This is a genomic window from Promicromonospora kroppenstedtii DSM 19349, assembly GCF_000515355.1.
Lineage (GTDB): Bacteria > Actinomycetota > Actinomycetes > Actinomycetales > Cellulomonadaceae > Promicromonospora > Promicromonospora kroppenstedtii.
This window is the reverse complement of record NZ_KI911664.1, coordinates 83,207-105,979: the sequence shown is the minus strand read 5'-3', so window position 1 is coordinate 105,979 and position 22,773 is coordinate 83,207. Positions and strand designations below refer to the sequence as shown.

19 protein-coding genes are annotated in these 22,773 nt (G+C 70.0%); 8 read left to right on the top strand and 11 right to left on the bottom strand.

Annotated elements, in window-relative coordinates:
- The 7 genes from PROKR_RS12260 to PROKR_RS12230 form a co-directional block, all read right to left on the bottom strand.
- Positions 1-1,106 (bottom strand): dihydroxyacetone kinase family protein (locus PROKR_RS12260; protein ID WP_211240121.1); only part of this gene is annotated, 1,106 nt, incomplete at its 3' end.
- Between the two features lie 44 nt (positions 1,107-1,150).
- Positions 1,151-2,080 carry a sugar phosphate isomerase/epimerase family protein gene (locus tag PROKR_RS12255; RefSeq protein ID WP_036963551.1) on the bottom strand — a complete coding sequence of 310 codons (930 nt, stop codon included), beginning with the start codon at positions 2,078-2,080 and terminating at the stop codon, positions 1,151-1,153.
- A gap of 103 nt (positions 2,081-2,183) precedes the next feature.
- Positions 2,184-3,239 carry a LacI family DNA-binding transcriptional regulator gene (locus PROKR_RS12250; protein WP_036963546.1) on the bottom strand — a complete coding sequence of 352 codons (1,056 nt, stop codon included), beginning with the start codon at positions 3,237-3,239 and terminating at the stop codon, positions 2,184-2,186.
- Between the two features lie 185 nt (positions 3,240-3,424).
- On the bottom strand, positions 3,425-5,059 hold the full coding sequence (locus PROKR_RS12245) for a GH39 family glycosyl hydrolase (protein ID WP_036963544.1): 1,635 nt from the start codon (positions 5,057-5,059) through the stop codon (positions 3,425-3,427).
- 64 nt (positions 5,060-5,123) lie between these two features.
- Positions 5,124-6,020 carry a carbohydrate ABC transporter permease gene (locus tag PROKR_RS12240; protein ID WP_211240120.1) on the bottom strand — a complete coding sequence of 299 codons (897 nt, stop codon included), beginning with the start codon at positions 6,018-6,020 and terminating at the stop codon, positions 5,124-5,126.
- A gap of 16 nt (positions 6,021-6,036) precedes the next feature.
- Positions 6,037-6,984 carry a carbohydrate ABC transporter permease gene (locus PROKR_RS12235; protein ID WP_036963542.1) on the bottom strand — a complete coding sequence of 316 codons (948 nt, stop codon included), beginning with the start codon at positions 6,982-6,984 and terminating at the stop codon, positions 6,037-6,039.
- An 81-nt stretch (positions 6,985-7,065) separates the two neighbouring features.
- Complete coding sequence (locus PROKR_RS12230; RefSeq protein ID WP_036963538.1) at positions 7,066-8,385, bottom strand: ABC transporter substrate-binding protein; 1,320 nt, start codon at positions 8,383-8,385, stop codon at positions 7,066-7,068.
- Positions 8,386-8,561: 176 nt separating this feature from the next.
- On the opposite strand from PROKR_RS12230, the gene PROKR_RS12225 reads away from it, so the two are divergent.
- Complete coding sequence (locus PROKR_RS12225) at positions 8,562-9,605, top strand: LacI family DNA-binding transcriptional regulator (RefSeq protein ID WP_036963535.1); 1,044 nt, start codon at positions 8,562-8,564, stop codon at positions 9,603-9,605.
- A 140-nt stretch (positions 9,606-9,745) separates the two neighbouring features.
- On the opposite strand, the gene PROKR_RS12220 is transcribed toward PROKR_RS12225, so the two are convergent.
- On the bottom strand, positions 9,746-10,762 hold the full coding sequence (locus PROKR_RS12220; RefSeq protein WP_169736399.1) for a LacI family DNA-binding transcriptional regulator: 1,017 nt from the start codon (positions 10,760-10,762) through the stop codon (positions 9,746-9,748).
- A 108-nt stretch (positions 10,763-10,870) separates the two neighbouring features.
- Here PROKR_RS12220 and PROKR_RS12215 point away from each other — a divergent pair, with 108 nt between their 5' ends.
- The 4 genes from PROKR_RS12215 (at position 10,871) to arfA (ending at position 15,660) form a co-directional block, all read left to right on the top strand.
- Complete coding sequence (locus PROKR_RS12215) at positions 10,871-11,767, top strand: carbohydrate ABC transporter permease (RefSeq protein WP_036963530.1); 897 nt, start codon at positions 10,871-10,873, stop codon at positions 11,765-11,767.
- Entirely contained in the window at positions 11,767-12,660 is an 894-nt protein-coding gene (locus tag PROKR_RS12210) for a carbohydrate ABC transporter permease (RefSeq protein ID WP_036963529.1), read from the top strand. The genes PROKR_RS12215 and PROKR_RS12210 overlap by 1 nt, the downstream gene beginning before the upstream one ends.
- Before the next feature lie 46 nt (positions 12,661-12,706).
- Entirely contained in the window at positions 12,707-14,035 is a 1,329-nt protein-coding gene (locus tag PROKR_RS12205; RefSeq protein WP_036963528.1) for an ABC transporter substrate-binding protein, read from the top strand.
- Between the two features lie 113 nt (positions 14,036-14,148).
- The gene (gene arfA, locus PROKR_RS12200) at positions 14,149-15,660 is read left to right on the top strand and encodes an arabinosylfuranosidase ArfA (protein WP_036963527.1); all 1,512 of its coding nucleotides are present in this window, start codon (positions 14,149-14,151) and stop codon (positions 15,658-15,660) included.
- A 93-nt stretch (positions 15,661-15,753) separates the two neighbouring features.
- On the opposite strand, the gene PROKR_RS12195 is transcribed toward arfA, so the two are convergent.
- Complete coding sequence (locus PROKR_RS12195) at positions 15,754-17,220, bottom strand: non-reducing end alpha-L-arabinofuranosidase family hydrolase (protein WP_036963526.1); 1,467 nt, start codon at positions 17,218-17,220, stop codon at positions 15,754-15,756.
- A gap of 514 nt (positions 17,221-17,734) precedes the next feature.
- Between PROKR_RS12195 and PROKR_RS12190 the strand changes: the two genes are divergently transcribed.
- A complete protein-coding gene (locus PROKR_RS12190) occupies positions 17,735-19,975 on the top strand; it encodes an alpha/beta hydrolase (protein WP_036963525.1) in 2,241 nt (746 codons plus the stop codon).
- Between the two features lie 275 nt (positions 19,976-20,250).
- Positions 20,251-20,553, top strand: coding sequence for an AI-2E family transporter (locus PROKR_RS38005; RefSeq protein ID WP_036963524.1), 303 nt, complete (start codon positions 20,251-20,253; stop codon positions 20,551-20,553).
- 126 nt (positions 20,554-20,679) lie between these two features.
- Here the strand turns inward: PROKR_RS38005 and PROKR_RS37375 are convergent, their stop codons facing one another.
- Positions 20,680-21,522: a Rid family hydrolase gene (locus tag PROKR_RS37375; RefSeq protein ID WP_245605802.1), complete on the bottom strand. Its 843-nt coding sequence runs from the start codon at positions 21,520-21,522 to the stop codon at positions 20,680-20,682.
- A gap of 136 nt (positions 21,523-21,658) precedes the next feature.
- On the opposite strand from PROKR_RS37375, the gene PROKR_RS12170 reads away from it, so the two are divergent.
- Complete coding sequence (locus PROKR_RS12170; RefSeq protein ID WP_036963523.1) at positions 21,659-22,057, top strand: winged helix-turn-helix transcriptional regulator; 399 nt, start codon at positions 21,659-21,661, stop codon at positions 22,055-22,057.
- 160 nt (positions 22,058-22,217) lie between these two features.
- On the opposite strand, the gene PROKR_RS30715 is transcribed toward PROKR_RS12170, so the two are convergent.
- Positions 22,218-22,773: zinc-binding dehydrogenase (locus tag PROKR_RS30715; RefSeq protein ID WP_036963522.1), on the bottom strand; the 556-nt coding region annotated here is incomplete at its 5' end.

Genomic DNA, 22,773 nt, shown 5'->3' with positions numbered 1-22,773 from the left:
ATGCCCGCTACGGCGCCCGCCGCCGCGATGCCCTCCGGGGTGGTGGCGCGCACCAGCTCGGTCTCCGGCTCGGTGGGCAGCGGCGCGGGAACGGACGCGGGCGCGGGGCGCCATGCCCCGTGGTGGAAACCGGGCGTGTCGGCGGGGGCGAGCCACAGGCGCTCGAGCTCGTCGTCGAGCCACGTGACCGTCAGCGAGCAGCCGGCCATGTCCAGGCTGGTCACGTACTCGCCCACGAGCGGTGCGACGATCGTGACGCCGCGCTCCACCAGCAGGTCGTGCACGCTGTCCCACAGGACGAACAGCTCCTCGTACTTGACCTCGCCGAGGCCGTTGAGGAGCACCGCGGCCCGGCCGTCCGCGTCGGCGGGGCGTTCGGCGAGCACGCGGTCGACGAGCTCGACGGCGAGCGCGGCCGCCGTCGGCCTGGCCTCCTCCCCGACGCCGGGCTCGCCGTGGATGCCGAGCCCCCACCCGGCGGTGCCCGGCTCGAGGCTGAACAGGGCATGGTCCTGGCCGGGCAGCGTGCACCCGTCGAAAGCCACCCCGAACGACTGCGTGCGCTGGTTGCCCCGCGCGGCGAGGCGGTTCACCTCGGCCAGGTCGGCCCCTTCCTCGGCGGCGGCTCCCGCGAGCTTGAAGACGACGAGGTCGCCGGCCACGCCCCGGCGCTCGTGGGCGCGGTCGGCGGGGGCGGAGGCGACGTCGTCCGTCACCAGCAGGATCGAGACGTCCGTGCCCTGGGCGCGCAGGCGGCTGGCCGCGGCGCCGAAGTTGAGCACGTCGCCCGCATAGTTGCCGAAGGTGAGGAGCACCCCGGCCCCGGCGTCGGCGGCACGGCACACGTCCAGCACCTGGCGGGTGGACGGGGACGTGAAGATGTCGCCGCACACGGCGGCGTCGGCGAGGCCGTCGCCGACCAGCCCGGCGAACGCCGGGTAGTGGCCCGATCCCCCGCCGACGACGACCGCCACCTTGCCGGGGCGGGTGCCGTCCGCGCGGGCGATCCCGCCGGGGACCTGGCGGAGCCGGCCGGGGTGGGCCTTGACGAGGCCGCGCAGGGCCTCGGGGACGAAGTCTTGCGGTCTGTTGTGGACGTAGGTCATCTCACCTGCACCTTTGCTCGGGGACGTGGTTGCTGCTGACAGGGCTAGCGCCCGGCGCCGCGGAGCACCTCGCGGATGTACTCCCGGTTGATGGCGGCGACACCCAGGCTGTCGGAGCCGTAGTGCTCGCACACGAACACGCCCTCGAACCCCAGCTCCAGGGCCCGGCGGATCACCGCGCGATAGTTCACGACCCCCTGGACCAGGGGCGTCGGGTGCGTGGCGTAGGCGCCCGTCGCCGGGTCCTCGTCCCGCGTGTAGTTCTTGATGTGCCAGAAGTTGGTCAGGGGCAGGACCTTCTCGAACATCGTCGGGATGTCCTCGATCGGCCGGTGCAGCCGCACCAGGTTGCCGAGGTCGGGGTTGATGCCGACGTTGTCGCGGTCGACGTCCTGCACGAACCGCACCGCCAGGTCCGGCGTGCCGATGTAGGTGTCCTCGTACATCTCGAGGCTGACCTGCACCCCGAGGTCGCGGGCGTGGTCGGCGAGCTCGCGGATACGGCGCACGGCGAGGTCGTAGGCGTCCTTGTCGTCGAGGTCGTCGTGGTGCCCCTCGGCGAGCCAGAACCACAGGGCGCGCTCCTGGGCGGGCTTCAGGGCCTGCATGAAGCCGAAGTTGACGACCTCCGCCCCGAGCTCCGGGGCGCGGTCGATGATCGTGTGGCCGAAGCGCAGGTAGTCCTCGCCCCGCGCGGCGTCGATGACGCTGCGGCGGGTGGTGGACACGGACGGGACCGACAGCCCCGTCTCCTTCAGCACGGCGAGCAGCTCGGCGAACCGCGCGTCGCCCAGCTCGCCGATCGACAGCCAGGCGTCGGTGGGGTCGACGTGCGTGAAGCCCAGGTCGGCCACCTGCTGGAGCTGGTCCCGCCAGGACTCGGCCGGCGCGTCGACGTTGGGGGTGCCGTCCGGCGTCGTCGACCCGAAGGACAGCATGTTGGCCGCGACGGGCCAGTTCTCGGCTGTGCGCATGTGATCTCCATCGATCTGCGATGCCGCGCGGCATCGTGGTTCGGCCGCCGGACGGATCGCCCGGCGGGTGGTGCTGGGTCCGCCGGTCAAGCCCGGCGGCGGTTCAGCCCCGCGTGTCCCGGAGCAGCTCGGCCCGTGGCGGGGCGGTCGAGTCCCGGACGACGAACGTGGTGGCGATCTCGATGTGGTGGGAGTCGACCGGCTTGCCCTCGTGCAGCTGCTGCACGGTGAGCAGGGCCCGCCGGCCGATCTCCTCCAGCGGCTGCCGGACGGCGGTCAGCGGAGGGTTGGCCCACGACGCGAGCGGCGTGTCGTCGTAGGCCACGAGGCTGACGTCCTCCGGGACCCGCAGCCCCGCGCGCCGCGCAGCCTCCAGCACCCCCATCGCCTGCGCGTCGCTGCCCGCGAAGATCGCGGTGGGCGGGTCGGGCCGCTGGAACCACCGCTCCGCGACCTGGACGGCCTGGTCGTGGTCGAAGCGGATCGGACGGACCAGCTCGGGCTCGATCTCCACGCCCTGCTGCCGGCAGTACGTGAGAAAGCCGTCCAGGCGCGCGACGGCGCTGAGGGACTCCGCCGGCCCGGCCACCACCGCGAGGTGCCGGTGCCCGAGCCGGACCAGGTGCTCCGCCGCACTCCGGCCGCCGAGCCAGTTCGTGGACCCCACGGAGACCACGCCCTCCTCGGTGACGTCGAGCGGGTCGATCACCACGAGCGGGACGCGGGCGCGGGCGAGGCTCGCGTAGACGTCCGGGCCGAGCCCGGAGGTCAGCACGATCGCACCCACCCGCTCGGCGGCGGCGAGCCGCTGGGCCCAGGCGGCGCTCGACTCCGGCACCCCGTTCGCGGACCTGCGACGCACCCGCCCGACGACGACCTCCAGGCCCAGCTCCTCGGCCGCGAGCACCACGCCGCGCAGGATCTGCGACGCATAGGTGGTGTCCAGGGTGTCGACCATGAGCTCGACCGTGTGCGCCGTGGTGGTCCGGGACGGGCCCCGGTACCCGAGCGCGGTGATCGCCGTCTCGACCCGTTCCCGGGTGTCCTCGGCGACGTCCGGCCGCCCGTTCACGACCTTGGACGCCGTGGCGGTGGACACCCCCGCGTGCGCGGCCACGGCCGAGAGGTTGGGGCGTGCCGGCCCGGTCTTCTTCGTCAAGGCTGCCTCCTCGTTGCGACCGTTGTATCGCCTGGCCTCGAAAAGTACAAGGTGCCCTGCTCGCGCACCATCCCTCGACGATCGCGATCCACGCCCTCTTTTCGGCGGAAATCCAGGCCTGGACCCGCGCGAAGCGGAGCCGATGCTCCGAAACTTTTCGATCCGTCGCCCCGCCCCACAGCGCCCTATCCGCGCGCCGGGGTGATCGACAGCACCGCCCACGCCGGCAGCTCGAGGTCGAGGTCGAGCACGCCGTCCCCGGACACCGTGAGCGACGTGCGGCGCAGGGCGTCGGCACTCTCCCGCAGCTCGGCCACCTGGGCCGGGGTGAGGTTGAGCGGCTCCCCCATCCGGTGCCAGGCCTCGGCCACGTTCCCGTGGTCCCAGTCGATCGACTCCACCGCGAACACGGCACCCGGCGTGAGCCCCGCGACGGTGTGGCGGACCCGCCGGGCGGGACCCCTCTGCGCCAGACCACGGGTGGCCGCGTAGGTGAGCTCGGACCCGACCCCCTGGCGGCCCATGTCGTCCGGATAGTTGAAGAACAAGGCGGAGACCTCGTGCGTCGCCGAGTCCTGCGTGATCGCCCCGTAGGGCAGGGCCGCGAGGACCGTGTCCCCGAGCCGGGACAGCATCTCGAACGCATGGAACGTCGGCTTGTGCAGGCCCTGCTCGTTGACCATGCCGAACCCGCCGTGGAACGGTCCGATGCCCGCGCCGCCCTCCTCGAACACGTCGGTGAACGTCCAGTACGAGATCGAGTCCGCGAGCGCCGCGCCCCGCAGGTAGGCGCGCGTGATGTAGGTCGCGGCGAACAGGGTGTCGTGGATCGAGTCGCGGCTGGACGGCGAGCTCGACCACTCGGTGATGTGCAGCTCGGCGTCGGGGAACGGGCTGCCGGCGATGAGCTTGCGGAGGGCGACCAGGTCGTCGTGCGTCGCGTCCACGTGGCGGCGGATGTGCCGCATCTGCCCGTTGGCGCCGAAGGCCACGTCGGTCGGGTAGAGGTGGGTGGACAGGAAGTCGACGGGGACGTCGCGCGCGGCACACCAGTCGATGAGCTCCTGGATCCAGACGGGCCGCCAGTCGAGGGCGTCGACGTCCTCCGCCTCGGCGGTCGCGTGCTCGACGGACCGGTCCTCCCACTCGCCCCGGTAGCGGTCGTCGGGCACGAAGACGCTCGTGGACGGTCCGCCCACCTTGAGCTCCCGGTCGATCTCCTTGATCGCCAGGGCCGTGGCCTCGTAGAGCTCGAAGTACTGGGTGCGCGTCCCGGTCCAGAAGTGGGGCACGAGGTTGGGCTCGTTCCACACCTCGAAGCGCCACTGTCGCACCTCGTCGATGCCGTACCGGTCGATCCAGTGGGTGACGGTCGCGGTGACCAGCTCGACCCACCGGGCCATGTCCGTGGGCGGGCTGCAGTGGGCCTTCCACCAGAAGAGCGTCTCGGTCTCGGTGGCCAGCTCGCGCGGCATGAAGCCGAGCTCGACGAACGGGCGAGCGCCCGTCTCGAGGATGAAGTCGAACACCTTGTCGACGTAGCTGAACGTGTGGACGGGGGTGTCGAGCGGCACGGGCGGCCCGAAGCCGCCGCCGTCGTTGGCGCGGTAGACGAACATGTCGTCGTGGAACAGGCCGTGGAAGCGGACGAACCGCGCCCCTAGGCGGGTGACCGCCTCGCGGAAGTGGGCCTGCCAGTCGGCACGCAGCGCCTCGTTGGCGCGGCCCGCGCCGACGCACTCGTTCCAGATGTGTCGCAGCGGGACGGCGGTGGCCGCCTCGCCGTCGATCGTCAGGCCGGGGGTGGTGTGGGTGTGCAAGGTTCTCCTCTGTCTTCTTCTCTACGTGGGGTGCCCGTGGGCCTCGGGCCGGCCGCGGACGGCGTCAGCCCTTGACGGCGCCGAGGCTGAGGCCGGACTGCCAGAAGCGCTGCAGCGAGATGAACGCGATGATCAGCGGGATGATCGTCAGCAGCGACGACGTCACGACGAGGTTCTGGAGCAGCTCGCCGTTGCCGGCCGTGGAGGCCAGCTTGTTCCACTGGTTGATGCCGACGGTCAGCGGGTACCAGTCGGGGTCCTTGAGCATGATCAGCGGCAGGAAGTAGTTGTTCCAGATCGACACGAACGAGAACAGCAGCACGGTCACGGTGGCCGGGACGAGCATGGGGAGCGCGATCTGCCAGAAGGTGCGGAACTCCCCCGCGCCGTCGATCTTCGCGGCCTCCAGCAGCCCGGTGGGGACGGCCTCCGCGGCGAACACCCACATGAGGTACAGCCCGAACGGGTTGAGGAACGACGGGATCAGCACCGCCCACGGCGTGTTCGTCAGACCCAGCTGCGCGAACAGCAGGAACTGCGGGATGGCCAGGGCGATCCCCGGGACCGAGATGGCACCGAGCACCACGAACAGGAAGACCCGCTTGCCGGTGAACTCCAGCTTGGCGAGCGCGTATCCGCCGAGCGCGGCGAGGAACGTCGAGACGACCGCCCCGACGACCACGTACAGCACCGTGTTGAGCAGCCAGCGCGTGAAGATGCCGCCGTCGTAGGTGAAGACCTCGACGATGTTGTCGAACAGCGCGAACCGCTGGCCGAAGGAGAAGCCGAAGCTGGACACGAAGTCGGCCTGGGACTTGGTGGAGTTGATCGTGAGCCAGATCAGCGGCACCAGGCAGTAGAGGGTGAACAGCCCCGTCAGGAAGGTCAGCGTGCCGCTCTTGCGGGGGTTGGCGAGGGTGTGCAGGCGCGCGCGGCGCCGGACAACGGCAGTGGTCGTCATGAGAGGTCTCCGGCTGCTACTGGTCGAGGGCATCGCGCATGCCCCGGATCTGGACCGCGTACGCGATGGCGATGGTGAATGCGGCCATGACGAGCGCGAGAGCGGCCGCGTAGCCCTGCTGCGAGCCCGTGAACGCGAGGTTGAACGCGTAGAGGTTGGGCGTGTAGTAGGTGGTGATCCCGCTGTTGGCCACCATCGACGGGAGGATCTGCGGCTCGTTGAAGATCTGGAACGTGCCGATGATCGAGAAGATGACGGTGATCACGAGCGAGCCGCGCAGCGCGGGCAGCTTGATCGCCCGGATCACCCGGAACTCCCCTGCGCCGTCGATGGCGGCCGCCTCGTACAGCTCCTGCGGCACGGCCTTCAGCACGCTGTCGAAGATCAGCATGTTGTAGCCGGTGAAGGCCCAGGTGACCATGATCCCGATCGAGATCAGCGTGGTGCTCGGCCGGAACGGGTCGATGTCGGTGCCGAGCCAGCCGTTGATGCTCCCGAAGAGCCCGTACCGGACGCCGAGCATGAAGCCCCACATCAGCGTGGAGACGATGGCGGGCACGGCGTAGGGCAGGAAGATGGCCACCCGCATGAATCGCATGCCGCGTAGCCGCATGGAGTCCATCGCGAGCGCCAGCACCAGGGCCAGCACCAGCATGACGGGTACCTGGATCAGCGTGAACGAGACGACCCGGGTGACGCCGTCCCAGAACTGCGCGTCACCGAACAGCTTGGTGTAGTTGGCCAGGCCCACGAACGAGGGCCCGCCCACCATCCGGTCCTGGAAGAGGCTGAGGTAGGCGGCGTAGGTGATCGGCACGATGAACACCAGGGCGAACAGGATGCCGAAGGGCGCCACGAACGCCCAGCCGATCTGTCGCGTGCGTCGCCGCCGGTAGTGCTGCGGCGCCCCGCCGGGCACGGGCACGGCCACCGCAGGGCGGGTCATGCGCTCCGTCGCGCTCATGACTGGTCCTTTCTCGTCTGTCGGTCAGGTCGCCGGCGGCGTCTCGCGCTCGGACTGTCACGAGACGCCGCCGGGAGGCGGTCAGTCGACCTGGAACCCCTGCTCGTTGCCGTACTCGACCGAGCGCTGCTCCCACGTCTGCAGGACCTCGGCCAGCGAGCCCTTGCCCGAGGTGTAGAAGGGCGTGGCGATGTCGCCGTAGGTGCTGCGGGCCCACTCGAAGAACGGCGGGTACTGCCAGCCGACGGCGGCGATGTTCGAGGCCTCCGCCAGCACCTGGCCGGTCTTCTGGTCGCCGAAGTAGGGGTTCTTCACGTCCTGGAACTCCGGGCTGTCCAGCACCGACTTGTTCGGTACGAAGGCACCGGCCTCGACGCGGGGCTGCAGCCCGTCGCCGTGCGTGAAGTACTCGAGGAACTTGTAGGCCGCTTCCTTGTTGGCCGCGGCCTCCGGGATGCCGAAGGACGAGCCACCGTTCTCGGCGCCGACCTTCTCGCCCTCGCCCCACTGGGGCATCAGTGCCACCCGGAAGTCGCCCGCGGCGTCCGGCGCCCGCTCGGGCAGGGTCGAGGTGAGCCAGCCGCCCATGTTCTGCGAGGCGAGCGTGCCGTCGTTCAGGGCGCGGTTCCAGTCGTCCGACCAGGCGCTGATCTTCGTGTTGACCAGGTCCTCGTCGATCATCTTCTGCCAGAACGCGACCGCCTTCTGGGTCTCCGGGGCGGAGAAGTCGATGTGCACGGTGGTTCCGTCGACCTCGAACGGCCGCCCGCCGGCCTGCCAGATCAGCGAGAGCAGGAAGAACAGGTCGTTGGTGTCCTGGGTGATGTAGTAGTCGTCGCCCAGGGCCCGGATCTTCTTCGCGTCCTCGTAGTACTCGTCCCAGGTCGCCGGCGCCTCGTCGATCCCCGCCTTGGCGAAGGTCGCCTCGTTCCAGAACATGACGGCCGGCCCGAAGTCCGACGGCAGGGCGTAGACGCCGTCGCCGATCGTGACGTTGTTCCAGGCCGACGGGACGTAGTCGTCGGCCAGCTCGGCCGCACCCAGCGGGCCGAGGTCGGCGAGCTTGCCGGGGACCGCGAAGTACGGGACCGCGAAGTACTCGAACATCACCAGGTCCGGGACACCGGAACCGGCCTGGATCGCGTTGTCGAGCGCCTGGTACTCGTCGGTGGACGAGCCGGCGTTCACGACCTCGACCTCGATGCCGGGGTTGGCCTTCTCGAAGCCCGGGACCGCGAGCTCGACCGTGCCGTCCCAGCTCCACACCGTCAGCTTCACCGGCTGGTCGGCGCTGCCGCCGCCGGCGCTCGCCGCGGTCCCGCCCGTACCCGAGCACGCGGTGAGCGCGCCGGCCGTCACGAGCGCGACGCCGACCGCCCACGCCTTGGTAAGAAGCCTCATCACCCTGTCCCTCCTCGTTGAGAGGTTGCGAAATAGTTTCGCAACTTTATCGATCAAGCGGGACTGTAGCCGGGCCTTGTCCAGAGCGTCAACGGGTCCCGAGCGACCAATTGCGCCGATTGACGTCGCCCCGGGCGATCAGTAGTCTCCGAAATAGTTTCGACGAAGGGAATCCCATGGCTGGTCGGCCATCGAAGGAGCGGGCGACGCTCGCCGACGTCGCGCGGCACGCCGGCGTCTCCACGAGCACCGCGTCCAAGGCGCTCAACGGGCGCCACGACATCGCGCGGAGCACCCGTGAGCGCGTGCTGGAGGCCGTCGCCGCCCTCGGCTACCGACCGACCACCCAGTGGGAGCCGCCGCCCACCCGCACCATCGCCGCGGTGTTCGACGCGCTGGCCTCGCCCTACGTCGCGAACGTCCTGGACGGCGTCCTGGCCGCGGCCACGAGCGCCGAGACCAACCTCCTGGTGCGCTCCGCACCCGACCGCGCGGTGCGCGCCACCAAGGTCGCCGCCCGGGCGTGGGTGGCCGAGCAGAGGGAGTCGGGGGTGATCGGCATCGTCGGCATCACCCTCGCCAGACCCAACGCCGTGCTCCAGGCCGCGAAGGAGGTCGGCATGCCGTTCGTGATGATCGACCCCGTCGACGTGGAGGCGCCCGGGACGGTCAGCGTCGGGTCGGCCAACTGGGCGGGCGGGCGCACCGCGACGGAGCACCTGCTCGACCTCGGGCACCGCCGCATCGGATGGATCGGCGGCCCCGCCGCGTCGGCCGCCGCCCGGGAACGCCTCCACGGCTACCGGGCGGCGCTGGACTCCGCGGGCATCGAGCTGGAGCAGGAGCTGGTGCGCAGCGACTCGTTCTCGATCGACACGGGCCTGGTGCACGGCCGCGCGCTGCTCGCGCTGCCCGAACCGCCGACCGCGATCGTGACGGGCGACGACGAGATCGCCGTCGGCGTGCTCGCCGCGGCCCGGGAGCTGGACGTCCCGGTGCCAGGGCGGCTCAGCGTCGTGGGCTTCGACGACACGCCGCAGGCCGGCTGGACGTCGCCCCCGCTGACCTCGGTGCACCAGCCACTGGCCGGCATGGGGCGGATGGCCGTCGAGACGCTGCTGGCGATGGCGGACGGCGCCCAGCCCGCGTCACGTCACGTCCAGCTCGCCACCAGCCTCACCGTCCGCGACACGACGGCGCCGCCGGCCCGCCGCCGGTAGGGCAGACCCACGCAGCCGGACGCGACCGGCGGGCGAAACCTCGAGGGCGCCGTTGACACCTGGCGCCATCCCCCCTACTTTATCGATAAATATCACCGGGGTGGCCGGCTGCTCGAGGAAGAGAACCAGTGACCGATCGACTAATTAGACGTGCGAGCGAGCGTCGACTCGCGCACGACGATCCGGGCCGACATGACGGCCTCGACCACGTCGCCGGCCGCCGCCTCGCCCGTCTCCCCCGCCTCCACGCGCGCCAGGAGCAGCTCCATGATGCGCTCCGCCATCGAGTCGTTGTCCGGGTCCATGGTGGTCAGGCGCGGGATGAGGTACTCCCCCTCCGCGTCGTTGTCGAAGCCGACCACCTGGACGTCCTGCGGGACGCGCAGCCCGACGTCCGCCAGCGCCCGCAGCGCCCCCATGGCCGCCGCGTCGGTCAGCGCGAAGGCGCCGTCGAACGGGATGCCCTCGCGGTGCAGGCGCATGACCGCCGCGTAGCCGTCCTTCGTGGTGAACGAGGCGGCGTCCACCACGAGGCGCTCGTCGACCGGTACGCCGGCCTTGGCGTGCGCGCTGCGGTAGCCGCGGCTGCGCAGGGTCGGCATGCTGTCGACGCCGGTGTCCGGGCGGCCGCCGATCAGGGCGATGCGCCGCGCGCCGTGCTCCAGCAGGTGCGAGACCGCGAGCTCGGCGCCGCCGACGTTGTCCATCATCACGTGGTCGAACGAGCCGGCCAGCCGCCGCTCGCCGAGCAGGACCACCGGGACCTCGATGCCGGCCGCCCGTACGTCCGCTGTGTCGATCTGCACCGGGCTGAACACCACGCCCTCGTAGGGCCGCACCCGCTCGGGCGAGATGGCGTCGAGCTCCCCCTCCCGGCTGGCGCCGGTTCGCTCGATGATGACGTGGTAGCCCCGCGAGTGCGCCAGCGTGTCCAGCCGCGCCGCGAGGTGGGCGTAGTACGGCCCGTCCAGGTGCGGCACCAGGAGGCCGATGGCACCGCTGCGGCCCACGCGCAGCTGCCGCGCGGTGGCGTTCATCCGGTAGCCGAGCCGGGCCACCGCGTCGAGCACACGAGCACGGGTGTCCTCGCTGGCTCCCGGCCGCCCGTTGACGACATTCGAGACGGTCATCGTCGAGACGCCTGCTTCGTGTGCCACATCGCTCATCTTCACCACGCCGACCATCATGACACCCCGCGATCGACGACCTCGTCCAACCGCGCCGGCGTCACCCCGTGGCTCTGATCAAGGAGGATCCGGACCGCCGTGAAGCAGCTCCTGTACTCGAAGAGGCTTGCGCCCTACTTCTTCATCCTTCCGTTCCTCGTGACCCTCGCCGTGTTCTGGGTCGTCCCCCTGGGCCGCTCGTTCGTGATGAGCACCCAGGAGGTGCTCTACGGCCAGGCGACGTTCATCGGGCTCGACAACTACGAACGGCTCTGGCAGGACCGCATCTTCTGGCAGGCCCTGTTCAACAGCCTGCGCTACATGGTCCTCACCCTCGTGCTGCTCATCCCGATCCCGCTGGCACTCGCGGCGCTGATCAACTCGAACATCGGTAGCGCGCGGATCAAGGGGTTCTTCAAGGCCTCGATGTTCGTCCCCGCGCTGACCTCCGTGGTGGTCGCCGGCATCGTGTTCCGGCTCATCTTCGCCGAGTCCGACACCGCGATCATGAACCAGGTCGCCGAGTTCTTCGGCTTCGGCCCGGTGCGCTGGTTGCGCGGCGACATCACCGGTCTGGTGGCCCTGCTGGCCATCGCCCTGTGGCGGTGGACCGGCGTGAACATGATGTATTTCCTGGCCGGCATGCAGGCGATCCCGACCGAGTACTACGAGGCGGCCTCCATCGACGGGGCGAGCAGGTTCCGCCAGTTCCTGCACATCACCGTCCCGAACCTGCGGCCGACCATCGTCTACGTCGTCACGATCAGCGTCTACGGCGGACTGGCGATGTTCCTCGAGAGCTTCATGCTCTACGCCGGCAACAACTCGCCCAACAACCAGGGCCTCACGGTCGTCGGATACCTCTACCGCAAGGGCATCGAGGAGAACGACCTGGGCTTCGCCTCTGCCGTCGGCGTGGTGCTGCTCGTCATCGTGATGACGATCAACATCTCCTATCTCGTCGCCAGCGGCACCTTCAGGAAGGAGGCCGCGTGATGGCCGCTCTCCAGGAACAGGACCGGGTGACGACCGTTCCTGCCACCGCCGCCCGACGTCGCCGCGGGCCCTCCGCCGCCGCGTGGATCCAGTCGGTCTTCCTCGTCGTGATGGCGCTGATCTCGCTCGTACCGCTGCTGGCCATCCTCGTGGGCACGTTCCAGGACGGGAACGAGGTCATCCGGCGCGGCATGACCTTCGACGTCGACCTCGGCACGCTGAGCCTGGACAACTACGTGCTGCTGTTCACGGACTCCGGGCCGTACTTCCGCTGGTTCGCCAACACCCTCCTGCTGACGGTCGGGCAGGTCGCCGGGACCCTGCTGGTGAGCGCGTTCGTCGCCTACGGCTTCGCGATGTACGAGTTCCGGACCAAGACGCTGTGGTTCATCATGGTGCTCCTGGTCATGACCGTCCCGTTCGAGATGCTCATGCTCCCCCTGTACGTCCAGGTCAACGACATGGGGCTGGCCGACACGTACGTCGTGATCGCGCTCCCCTTCCTCGCCTCGGCGGTGACGATCTTCTTCTTCCGCCAGTACTTCCTGGGCATACCGAAGGAGATCCTCGAGGCCGGGCGCATGGACGGCGTGAGCGAGTTCGGCATCTTCTTCCGGCTCGTCCTGCCCATCACCAAGCCGGCCATGGCCGCCATGGCGATCCTCAACGGGATGCTCTGCTGGAACAACTTCCTCTGGCCGCTGCTGGTGCTGCGCAGCCCGGAGAAGTTCACGCTGCCGATCGGCCTGAACACGCTCCTGACGCCCTACGGCAACAACTACGAGCTGCTGATCATCGGGGCCTTCTTCTCGTTGATCCCCGTCCTCATCCTCTTTCTCGCCTTCCAGCGCTTTTTCATCGAAGGAATCACCGCGGGCGCGGTCAAAGGCTGACCACGCCTCAGAACTCAGATCGAACCTCAGATCGAACGGAGAAAACATGACCAGGCTACGGACGACGGTGTCCATGCTGACCGCCGCACTGGCGGTGACCGCACTCGCCGCATGCGGCGGGAGCCAGCCCGAGGCACCCGTCAAGAACGCGGACGGCTCCACGACGCTGAACATGTGGACGTTCGCCGACGTGCACGCGACCTACTACGAGGAGATGGCCGAGCGGTGGAACGAGGCCAACCCCGACCAGGAGATCCAGCTCGAGGTGACCGTCTACCCCTACGACGACATGCACAACAAGCTGCAGCTCGCGGTGAACTCCGGTGAGGGCCTGCCGGACGTCGTCGACATCGAGGTGAACAAGTTCGCCAACTTCGTCAAGGGCGAGAACCCGCCCCTGCTCGACCTGACGGAGGCCGCGGCCCCGTACAAGGACGACGTGGTCCAGGCCCGCCTCGACCTGTACAGCAAGGACGGCAAGATCTACGGCTTCCCGACGCACGTCGGCGCGTTCACCACGTTCTACAACACCGAGGCGCTCGAGGGCGCCGGCATCGACTACTCGACCATCAAGACCTGGGACGACTTCCAGGAGGCCGGGGTCAAGTACCACGAGGAGACCGGCAAGGCGTTCGGAGTCGCGAGCACCAGCGTCATGTTCCTCGAGCCCCTGATCACCGCGCAGCTCGGCGGGCAGTACATCGACACCGACGGCAACGTGCAGGTGAACAGCCCCGAGGTCGTCGAGGCCCTGTCGATGATGAAGGACATGCAGGACGCCGGGGCCATCTCCACGATCCCCGGCGGCAGCCCCGACTCCGAGGAGGCGTACGGCGCGATCAACGACGGCGACTACGCCGCGATCGTCTACCCGGCGTGGTACACCTCCCGGTTCGTCGACTACATGCCCGACCTCGCGGGCAAGGTGGCCATCGCTCCGGCGCCGGTCCCGGACGACGCCGTGGTGCAGACCATCGGTGGTGGCGGCACCGGGGCGGCCGTGCCGGCCGTCTCGCCGAACAAGGACCTCGCCGCGCAGTGGCTCGCGTTCGCCAAGCTGTCCCCCGAGGCGAACGTCGCCGTGTGGGAGGTGCTGGGCTTCGACCCGGTGAACATGGCCGTCTGGGAGGACGAGGCCGTCACCAAGAACCCGGACAACAAGTTCAACAAGTACTTCCAGACCAACCTGTTCGACGTGCTGAACGAGGTCAAGGACGGCATCGGGCACTTCGAGTCGTTCAGCGACCCCAACTGGCCCACCGTCGACGACACGTTCCGCACGGTCACGCTCAACGAGATCTACGAGAACGGGACGCCGGTCCAGGAGGCCTTGGACCAGACCCAGGCCGACCTGCAGAACCAGCTGGGGCAGTAGGTCCCCGCACGTCCGATCACGCAGGCGGGGCGGCCACCGTGGCCGTCGTCACGGCAGCCGCCCCGCCTGCGCGAAGCATGCCCTCACGCACCGACCACCGAGGAGTACCACCCATGCTGTCCGCATCCGTCACCATCGACCCGGCGTTCGTCGTCGGGCCGGTACGCCCCCGTACGTTCGGCTCGTTCGTCGAGCACCTGGGCCGCAGCGTCTACACGGGGCTGCACGAGCCCGGCCACCCGACGGCGGACGCCGACGGGTTCCGGGGCGACGTCGTCGAGCTCACGCGGGAGCTGGGCGTGACGACGGTGCGCTACCCCGGCGGCAACTTCGTCTCGGGCTACCGCTGGGAGGACGGGATCGGACCGGTCGCGCAGCGTCCGCGCCGCCTGGACCTGGCCTGGCACTCGACCGACCCCAATCTCGTGGGCGTCGACGAGTTCATGCGGTGGTGCGCCCGGACCGGCGTCGAGCCGATGATGGCCGTCAACCTCGGGACGCGCGGCGTCCAGGAGGCCCTCGACCTGCTGGAGTACTGCAACGTGCCGGGCGGCACCACCTGGAGCGACCTGCGCCGGGCCAACGGCGCCGAGGACCCGTACCGGATCAAGATGTGGTGCCTGGGCAACGAGATGGACGGCCCGTGGCAGATCGGCCACAAGACCGCGCAGGAGTACGGGCGTCTCGCGGCCGAGACGGCGCGGGCGATGCGGATGGTCGACCCCGACCTCGAGCTCGTCGCCTGCGGCTCGTCGGGATCGCAGATGCCCACCTTCGGCGACTGGGAGCACACGGTGCTCACCGAGGCCTACGAGCACGTCGACCACATCTCGGCGCACGCCTACTACTGGGAGGAGGACGGCGACCTCGCCTCGTTCCTGGCCTCCGCGGTGAACATGGACCACTTCGTGGACTCCGTCGCCGCGACCGCCGACGCCGTCCGCGCCGCGGGCAAGCACACCAAGCACATCCACGTCTCGTTCGACGAGTGGAACGTCTGGTACCAGAAGCGCGCGGAGTCGCGCCCGCCGTCGGGCGACGACTGGCCCGTGGCCCCGGTGCTGCTGGAGGACCGCTACAACGTGGCCGACGCCGTCGTGGTCGGCAACCTGCTCATCTCGCTGCTGCGGCACACCGACCGCGTCCACGCCGCGTCGCTGGCCCAGCTCGTCAACGTCATCGCGCCGATCATGACCGAGCCGGGCGGCCGCTCCTGGCGGCAGACGACGTTCCACCCCTTCGCGCTCACCGCGCGGCACGCGGCCGGCGAGGTGCTGCGCCTCGCGGTGGACGCGCCGGTCCAGGAGACGGCGAAGTTCGGCCCCGTCCCCGTGCTCGACGCGGTGGCCACCCACGACCCGGAGACCGGCGCCGTCGTCGTGCTGGCGGTCAACCGGTCGCTCACCGACGACGTGGCGCTCGACGTCGACCTGCGCGGCTTCCCGGGACTCCGGGTGGCCGAGGCGCTCACGCTGGCCAACCCCGACCACACCTGGTCGGCCACGGCCGACGACGCCACCTCGGTGCTGCCGCGGACGAACACGACGGCCAAGGTCGCCGACGAGCGCGCGCACGTCGACCTGCCGCCGGTCTCGTGGTCGATGATCCGGCTCGAACGGGTCTGACTCGATCAGGCCTGATCAGGAGCGCGCCGACGGCGCGTCCTCCCGCCCGCGCTCACGCCGGCGAGAGGACGCGCCGTCCGCCCCCGGGAGGGCCTAGCGCTGGAGCGTCAACAGCCCCGGCCGGTACGGGAGCAGGCCGTAGTCCACCCCGTCCGAGCTGGGGGAACGACCCTGGTACAGGAGCTGCAGGTTGCAGGGGTCGACCGTCATGGTCTGGTCGGCGGAGGTCCGCAGCAGCTCGCCATGGCTGATGTCGTTGGTCCAGGTGGCGCCGCTGTTCGCCTTGCCGGCGAACGGGTTGCTCTCCGTAGCGGCCTGCGGTGTCCACGACCCGGAGAGGCTGCTCGCCGTGAACGAGCGGAAGTACCGTCCGTTGGCGCCGATCGCCTCGACGATCATCAGGTACTTGTTCTGGTCCTTGAGCTTGTAGACCTGCGGCGCCTCGAACAGGTTGTTCGTGGTGTCGCTCATGATGGTCTGGTACGAGCTGCCGAAGCTGCCCGGGAAGTTGCCGATCGGCATGCTGGCCCGGTAGATCTTCCCGTTGTCCCCGGCGAAGAACAGGTACATGTTCGTACCGTCACCGATGATCGTCTGGTCGATGGGGCCGGTGTTGGAGCCGGAGATCGATCCGGTGAACAGCGGGCTCGCGGCCGACCAGCCGTTCGGGTTCGTCGGGTCGCTGGAGGTCCGGTACATGAACGGGGACGGACCCCACTGGTAGGTGAGCACCCAGATGTTCCGCGGGGCGAAGTAGAACAGCGACGGGGCCACCGTCGCGGACGACATCGTGTTCTGCGTGGCGCCGGCCATGCCCGACCAGCTGCCGAACAGGCTGAAGTTCATCGAGCCCCACGACGTGCCCGTGTCGTGCGTCGTCGCATAGACGAGCTGCTGGCCGTTGTATGGAGCCACGGTGAAGTCCTTGAGCGAGACCCAGCCGGACCTGGGCGTGGCCAGGACCCCGGTCGACGTCCAGCGGTAGGTCGACGGCAGGTCGCAGGCCGAGGCCGTGTTGCTCACGAGCGAGGCGTCGTCGACGTAGAGACCGTCCGTGCCCGCCGCCGTCTCCACGTAGAAGGTGGCGGACGAGAGCGTCCCGGACCAGGACACCGTCGCGGTCCCGGTCAGCTGCGTCCAGCCCGAGGAGCTCACCGCGCCCTGGGCGAGGTTGACGTAGCTCGTCGTTCCGCCCGCGGTCACGGCCAGCGTGACCCGGCCGGTCGGCGTGCCGCTCTGGGAGCGCACCCACACGCTCGCCGTGTAGCTGGTGTTGTTGGTGAGCACGGACGTCACGGTCTGGGCCGGGCCGTTCCACGCCGCGGTGCGACCGGACCGCAGCAGCGACCGGGTCCCGCCGTGGACCGGGCTCGTGCTGGACACCACCGTCCCGGCGCCGAAGGCCGACCAGCCGGTCGTACCGTTCTCCAGATCCCCGTTCGTGAGCAGGTTGCTGCTCGCCGCGGCCGCCGGTGGGACCTCGGCGGGCCCCGCGACTCCCGGGACCAGCGCCAGGGCCGCGACCAGCCCGAGCACGAGACGTGCGATGGACTTCCTCATCCTTCGCTCCTTTGCCTGTTGGGACGCGGCCGCCGTCGGCCACGCCTGGGCATTGCGCGCCACCACCACCGATGGTGCGGTCAGCACCGAGGCTCCGGCGGAGCCTGCTGCACGGGCCAGTACATGTGAGCGCTAACACCGTTGTTGCACGCAGGTCCATGAGTGGCGGCAAATTTATCGATACAGTAGCGCGCGATTCACGTCACACACAAGACATATGCGGCAAAAACCCCTCGGCGACCTGACTGGAACAAGGCCTTGTCGCACCTCGTATTTATCGTTAAAGTTCGGACTGACCGGACCGCACTCGTGCAAGGGAGCACGTGGATGGCTCACGAGTCGGGCGATCCGGGTTGGCCGCAGCACCTGGGCCAGCAGTCCGGCCCTGGTACGAGGCAGCACACCGCCCCGCACCCGCCACCAACGTGACAGAGGTACATCGGTCATGCGCGAGGCACGGCGAGGTGCCGGTCCTCGTGTCGAAGGTCAACGAGTCCGAACGAGAGGAAAGTCGATGGCGATGGAATCTCAGGCAAGGCCCGCCCACCCGATCCGGCGAGGACGACGAGCGGTCGCGACCGCGGCCGCGACCGCGGTGGTGACGGCGGCGGTGCTCGCCGCGCCGCACGCCGCCGCGCAGGCGGTGAGCGCCGACCCGTGGGTGAGCGAGGTGGCGGACAACCCGATCTCCGACGTCTACCGCTTCACGGTGCCCCGGGCCGCGGTGACCGAGGCGACCGGCATCGGGAGCGGCCCTGTCGCGGTGCAGGGGAACTTCGGCCCGGGCAAGGCGTGGACCGACCTCAACATGGGAACCAGCGGATCGGACCTGACCGCCACGCTCGGCCCCCTCGAGCCGGGCCTCTACTACTACCAGTACGCCGCCCGCCCCGCGGCGGACCAGGACGCGGTCGCCTTCCGCAACCCCGCCGTACCCCAGGAGGTGACGTCGAAGCCCACCTACAGCACCATGTTCGTCCCCGGGCCGGGCGCCGAGTGGCTCGACGACGTGGACGGCGGCGGCGAGCTCGAGACGATCGAGTACGGCAAGGGACCGAAGCACAAGAAGGAAGCGCTCGTGTGGACGCCCCCGGGCTACGACGCGGACCGCGCGGACGAGTACCCGGTGCTGTACCTGCTGCAGGACGAGGGGCAGAGCTACCGCGAGTGGGTGGAGCTGGGCCGGCTGGGCCAGATCATGGACAACCTGACGCTCGACGGCGACGCCGAGCCGATGGTGGTCGTGATGGGCGACGCCGGCACGCCGGGCCCCGCCGGCGTGACGAAGGAGCTGCTGCCCGCCGTCGAGCGCGCGTTCAACGTCTCCGACAAGGGGTCGGACCGCGCGATCGCCGGGATCGGCCGTGGTGGGGAGGCGGCCCTGAGCGCCGTGGTGGACAAGCCGCGCGAGTTCGCGGGCGTCGGCTCGTTCTCGGCCGGTTACGACAAGCCGATCTCGCGGGGCAAGGCCACGCAGATCAACCACTCGACCGACGTCGTCCGCGTGTACGCGGGCAACGTCACCGACCCCGCGTACGACGACACGGTCGCGCTGGCCGACAGGCTGACGAAGGCGGGCGTGCGGTTCCAGTCCGACGGCTCGGACCCCGAGACCGGCGGCACGTGGGACACGTGGCAGAAGAACCTGCACGACTTCGCCGGGCGCATCTTCCAGGACGTCGACGACGAGGGCCCGAGCGAGGGTCACCTGCCGTTCGTGAAGCACGAGCTCCCGCCGGCGGGTACGACCCCGACACCATGGATCGACGAGAACAGCGTGGTCACCTTCGAGCTCGGCACCGAGTTCGCCGACGCGAACAACATCACCGTCTGGGGCAACTTCGGCCCGGCCGGAAGCTGGCCGCGCACCCACATGGTCCAGCAGGCCGACGGTTCGTGGCGGCTCTCGCTGGCCGTCGAGGGCGGCTCCTACTACTACAAGTTCGTGGTCGACGGCGTCGACCACAAGGACGCCGGCAACCCCACGAAGGTGCTCTCGGAGCCGACGTGGAGCACCTTCACCGCCGACGGCGACACGGTGCGCGCCCAGTACACCGCCGAGGTTCCGCCCGAGGCGCGCGGGGAGGTCAGCGTCATGAGCTACACCAGCACCGCAGGCGGCGGTACCCAGCGCTCGGCGTACGTGTGGACTCCCCCGGACTACGACGCGGACCGCGCCGAGGAGTACCCGGTCTTCTACCTGCAGCACGGTGGCGGGCAGACGTGGACCGACTGGGTCGAGGTGGGATACGTCCAGCGCATCCTCGACAACCACTACCTGCGGGGCACCATGGAGCCGATGGTGGTCGTCATGGCCAACGGGAACGGCGTGGACTTCCCCACGGAGATCACGACGCGCATCGTGCCGGCCGCCGAGGAGCAGTTCAACATCAGCTCCGAGGGTGACCAGCGCGCTCTGGCGGGCCTCTCGATGGGCTCGGGCCACACGCTCAGCACCCTGTGGGCGCACCCGGGCGAGTTCGGCTACATCGGCGCCATGTCGGCGTTCGGCGCGCCGCCGGCCACCGCGGACGTCAACGCCATCAACGAGGGCACGAAGCTGCTGCGCGTCTACTCCGGTGACCAGCAGGACTTCACCTACGGCGCGACGCTGCAGCTGATCGCCGCCATGGAGAGCCGGGGGGTGAACCATGAGTTCGCGCCCATCGTCCCGGGCCCGCACAGCTGGGACGTCTGGCAGAAGTCGCTGATCGACTTCCTCCCCCGGTTGTTCACGGAGGACACGGGCGCCTGACGCCGACGGGCGACGGTGCGGTCGGCGGTTCCACCCCGCCGACCGCACCGCGTCGTCGGAGTGCCGTGGATCCGGCCACGACGAACGGCCTTCGGACGCCTCACCCGATCGATCTAGGTGACCCACGGCGGCAGGCCGCTGCGGAGGATCAGCCGTGGCCGGCCACGACCTCGGCCGGCTCAGCTCGGCGGTCGAGCTCGTCGCCGGCCGTCGTGGTCACCGACAGATGGGGTGGAGAACATGGTGGAACAGTTCAACGGCCGTCCTCGCGCATCGTGCTCGCGGCGCTGTCGAGCTCCTTCACGCTCGTGTTCCTGCTGATCATGCGTACCCCGTACGCACTGCCGCTCGCCGTCTTCGTGGGCGTGGTGTCGCAGTTCGTCCCGACGATCGGCACCTATCTGGGCGGTGCCCTGCCGGTCGCGGTCGCGCTGACGTCGCAGGGGCTGCCTGATCGAGTCGCACATGCTGCGGGACCCCGGCAGGTGGCGCGAGGTCGACGGCGGCACCGGCGGGCGTCGTCGTGGGGCGAGGACGGAGCCTTGGGGAAGCAGCGTGCCGCGGGCGCGTCGCGATGACGGGGGCCAGTGCGTTCCCCGGCTGCGGCGGCGAGGATGTCGGAGTCGTAGCGGTCCGCGTGCTCGACGGCCGGCTCGCCGAGAGTGCTCCGACGGCTTGATCCCCTCCGGCCCCGTCCCGTTCGGTCAGGAGCCGATGATCGCGGTGACCCGGATCTCGACGCGCATCCCCGGCGCTCCGAGGGCCGGCACACCGGTCTCGGTCCAGATCGGCGCGCGGTCACCCGTGCGCGCCCGGAGCTGCTCGACCATGACCCGGTTGTGGGTCTCACCGATGAAGCCGGGCGTCTCGGGCACGTGGTAGGAGTTGACGTGCACGACGTCACGCCACGTGGCACCCGCGGTCAGGAGGGTCCGTTCGACGTTGTCGAACGCCTGGACGATCTCGTCCTCCAGGTCGGCCGGGAAGTCGAGGTCGTCGTCCCAGCCGCCCTGGCCGGAGGTCTCGACGCGGTCCCCGATGCGGATGGCCTGGCTGTATCCCATCCGCGCCAGCTGCCGGTCGCCGTACCCCGGCGTCACGAAGAACCGCGGCCCGGCTTCGGCCGGCTCGGCAGGACGGTCGCCGACGACGGCGGTCGCCTCGATCTCGACCAGGTGCTCAGAGACGTCCAGGGCCGCGACACCGATCAGCGTGGCGGGCGGCGTCGCGGTGGAACCGAGGCGGTTCGCGGCACGGGACAGTCCGTCCAGGAGCGCGGGCATCTTGTCCGGCGTCCAGTCCACGACATAGAACGTGAGCCGGACCAGGTCGTCGACACCCGCTCCGGCATGGCGAAGCGCCGTGGCGACGTTCGCGTAGCTCTGCTCGACCTGGGCAGCCAGGTCGCCGACGCCGACGGTGACGCCGTCGGCGTCCCACGAGACCTGGCCGGCGACGAAGACCTGCCGGGTGCCGGTGGCCACGGCGACCTGGTGGTAGACGTCGACCCGGGGCAGGTCCTGCGGGTTGGTGAGTGTGACAGCCATGGTGTGGATCCCTCGCGCATCGTGGTGAGTTCAGGTCGCCTCCCTGGGCAGCCTGAGTCACTTCTAGTGACTCAGGAACCATAAGAGAGTTAACCTCGGTGCGGAAGAACGCACTTCTCAGTGACGGAGGCACCAGATGGTGACCGCTCAGGCCGGCAGCCCGGCCGCCCAGGACGACATCATGCGCGCCGGGACGCTGGCGCGAGAGATCTTCTCGGACGTCGCCAACAAGTGGGCACTGCTGATCATCGAGACGCTGGGTGACGAGACCCGGCGGTTCAGCGAGCTGCGCGACGCGCTCGAGGGCATCAGCCACAAGATGCTCACGCAGAACCTGCGCATGATGGAGCGCAACGGCCTCGTCGAGCGGACGGTGCACCCCGTGGTGCCCCCTCGGGTCGAGTACCGGCTCACCGGTCCCGGCCGTGGGCTGCGGGCGACGGTCGACCTGATGTGCGAGTGGACGCGGCAGAACATGGACCACATCGAGGCCGCGCGCGACGAGTTCGACGAAACGACACCCCGCCAGGGCTGAGTGCGTGACGCGAGTCGTCGGTCGGCCGAGCGGCACCACCCGGAGGGTCGCCGCTCGTCGCGCCTCCGCAGGGGCGCGAGACGTACGACGTACCCGGGTACGTCGATGCCACCGTCGACCGGCTCGCAGGTTCTGCACCGAGCACCTGTAGAAGAAGGCCCTACCCGACGGTCAGGACGGTCTTCCCGTACGTCCGTCCCGCGCCGGCCGCGAAGGCATCCGGCAGCTCGTGCCACGGGCGCACCGCTGAGACCACCGGGTCGAGCCGCCCCTCGTGGATCTCGTGCGCGAGCCAGGTCATGTCGGGGCCGAGGTCCACCTCGGCCCCGAGGAAGAAGGTCGTCAGGGAGCGGTCGTGCCGGGCGGCGTCGCCGAACAGGTCGCCGTACGCGAAGCGCTCCCCCTCGCCTGCGGCGTGCCCCAGCGCGACGAGAGTGCCGCCCGGTGCGAGCCGGGCGAACGCCCGCACCAGATGGGAGCCGCCCAGCAGGTCGAGCACACCCGACACGTCGGCGCCCAGGTCGGACGGCGAGGTGACCACCTCGTGCGCGCCGAGCTCGATCAGCCGCTCCCGCGCGGCAGGGTTCCTGGTGGTGGCGACGACCTCCGCCCCGCTGCGCGCGGCGAGCTGCACCGCGAACAGGCCGACGGCGCTCGTACCGCCCAGCACCAGCACGCGACGGCCGAGGACCGGGCCGAGGCGGCGGAGCCCGCGC

What these genes read in the sequence shown, in the direction of transcription:
- PROKR_RS12255 (WP_036963551.1), bottom strand. Translation starts at nt 2,080, where the DNA reads ATGCGCACAGCCGAGAACTGGCCCGTCGCGGCCAACATGCTGTCCTTC.
- PROKR_RS12240 (WP_211240120.1), bottom strand. Translation starts at nt 6,020, where the DNA reads ATGACGACCACTGCCGTTGTCCGGCGCCGCGCGCGCCTGCACACCCTC.
- PROKR_RS12235 (WP_036963542.1), bottom strand. Translation starts at nt 6,984, where the DNA reads ATGAGCGCGACGGAGCGCATGACCCGCCCTGCGGTGGCCGTGCCCGTG.
- PROKR_RS12230 (WP_036963538.1), bottom strand. Translation starts at nt 8,385, where the DNA reads ATGAGGCTTCTTACCAAGGCGTGGGCGGTCGGCGTCGCGCTCGTGACG.
- PROKR_RS12225 (WP_036963535.1), top strand. Translation starts at nt 8,562, where the DNA reads ATGGCTGGTCGGCCATCGAAGGAGCGGGCGACGCTCGCCGACGTCGCG.
- PROKR_RS12210 (WP_036963529.1), top strand. Translation starts at nt 11,767, where the DNA reads ATGGCCGCTCTCCAGGAACAGGACCGGGTGACGACCGTTCCTGCCACC.
- PROKR_RS12205 (WP_036963528.1), top strand. Translation starts at nt 12,707, where the DNA reads ATGACCAGGCTACGGACGACGGTGTCCATGCTGACCGCCGCACTGGCG.
- arfA (WP_036963527.1), top strand. Translation starts at nt 14,149, where the DNA reads ATGCTGTCCGCATCCGTCACCATCGACCCGGCGTTCGTCGTCGGGCCG.
- PROKR_RS12195 (WP_036963526.1), bottom strand. Translation starts at nt 17,220, where the DNA reads ATGAGGAAGTCCATCGCACGTCTCGTGCTCGGGCTGGTCGCGGCCCTG.
- PROKR_RS12190 (WP_036963525.1), top strand. Translation starts at nt 17,735, where the DNA reads ATGGCGATGGAATCTCAGGCAAGGCCCGCCCACCCGATCCGGCGAGGA.
- PROKR_RS37375 (WP_245605802.1), bottom strand. Translation starts at nt 21,522, where the DNA reads ATGGCTGTCACACTCACCAACCCGCAGGACCTGCCCCGGGTCGACGTC.
- PROKR_RS12170 (WP_036963523.1), top strand. Translation starts at nt 21,659, where the DNA reads ATGGTGACCGCTCAGGCCGGCAGCCCGGCCGCCCAGGACGACATCATG.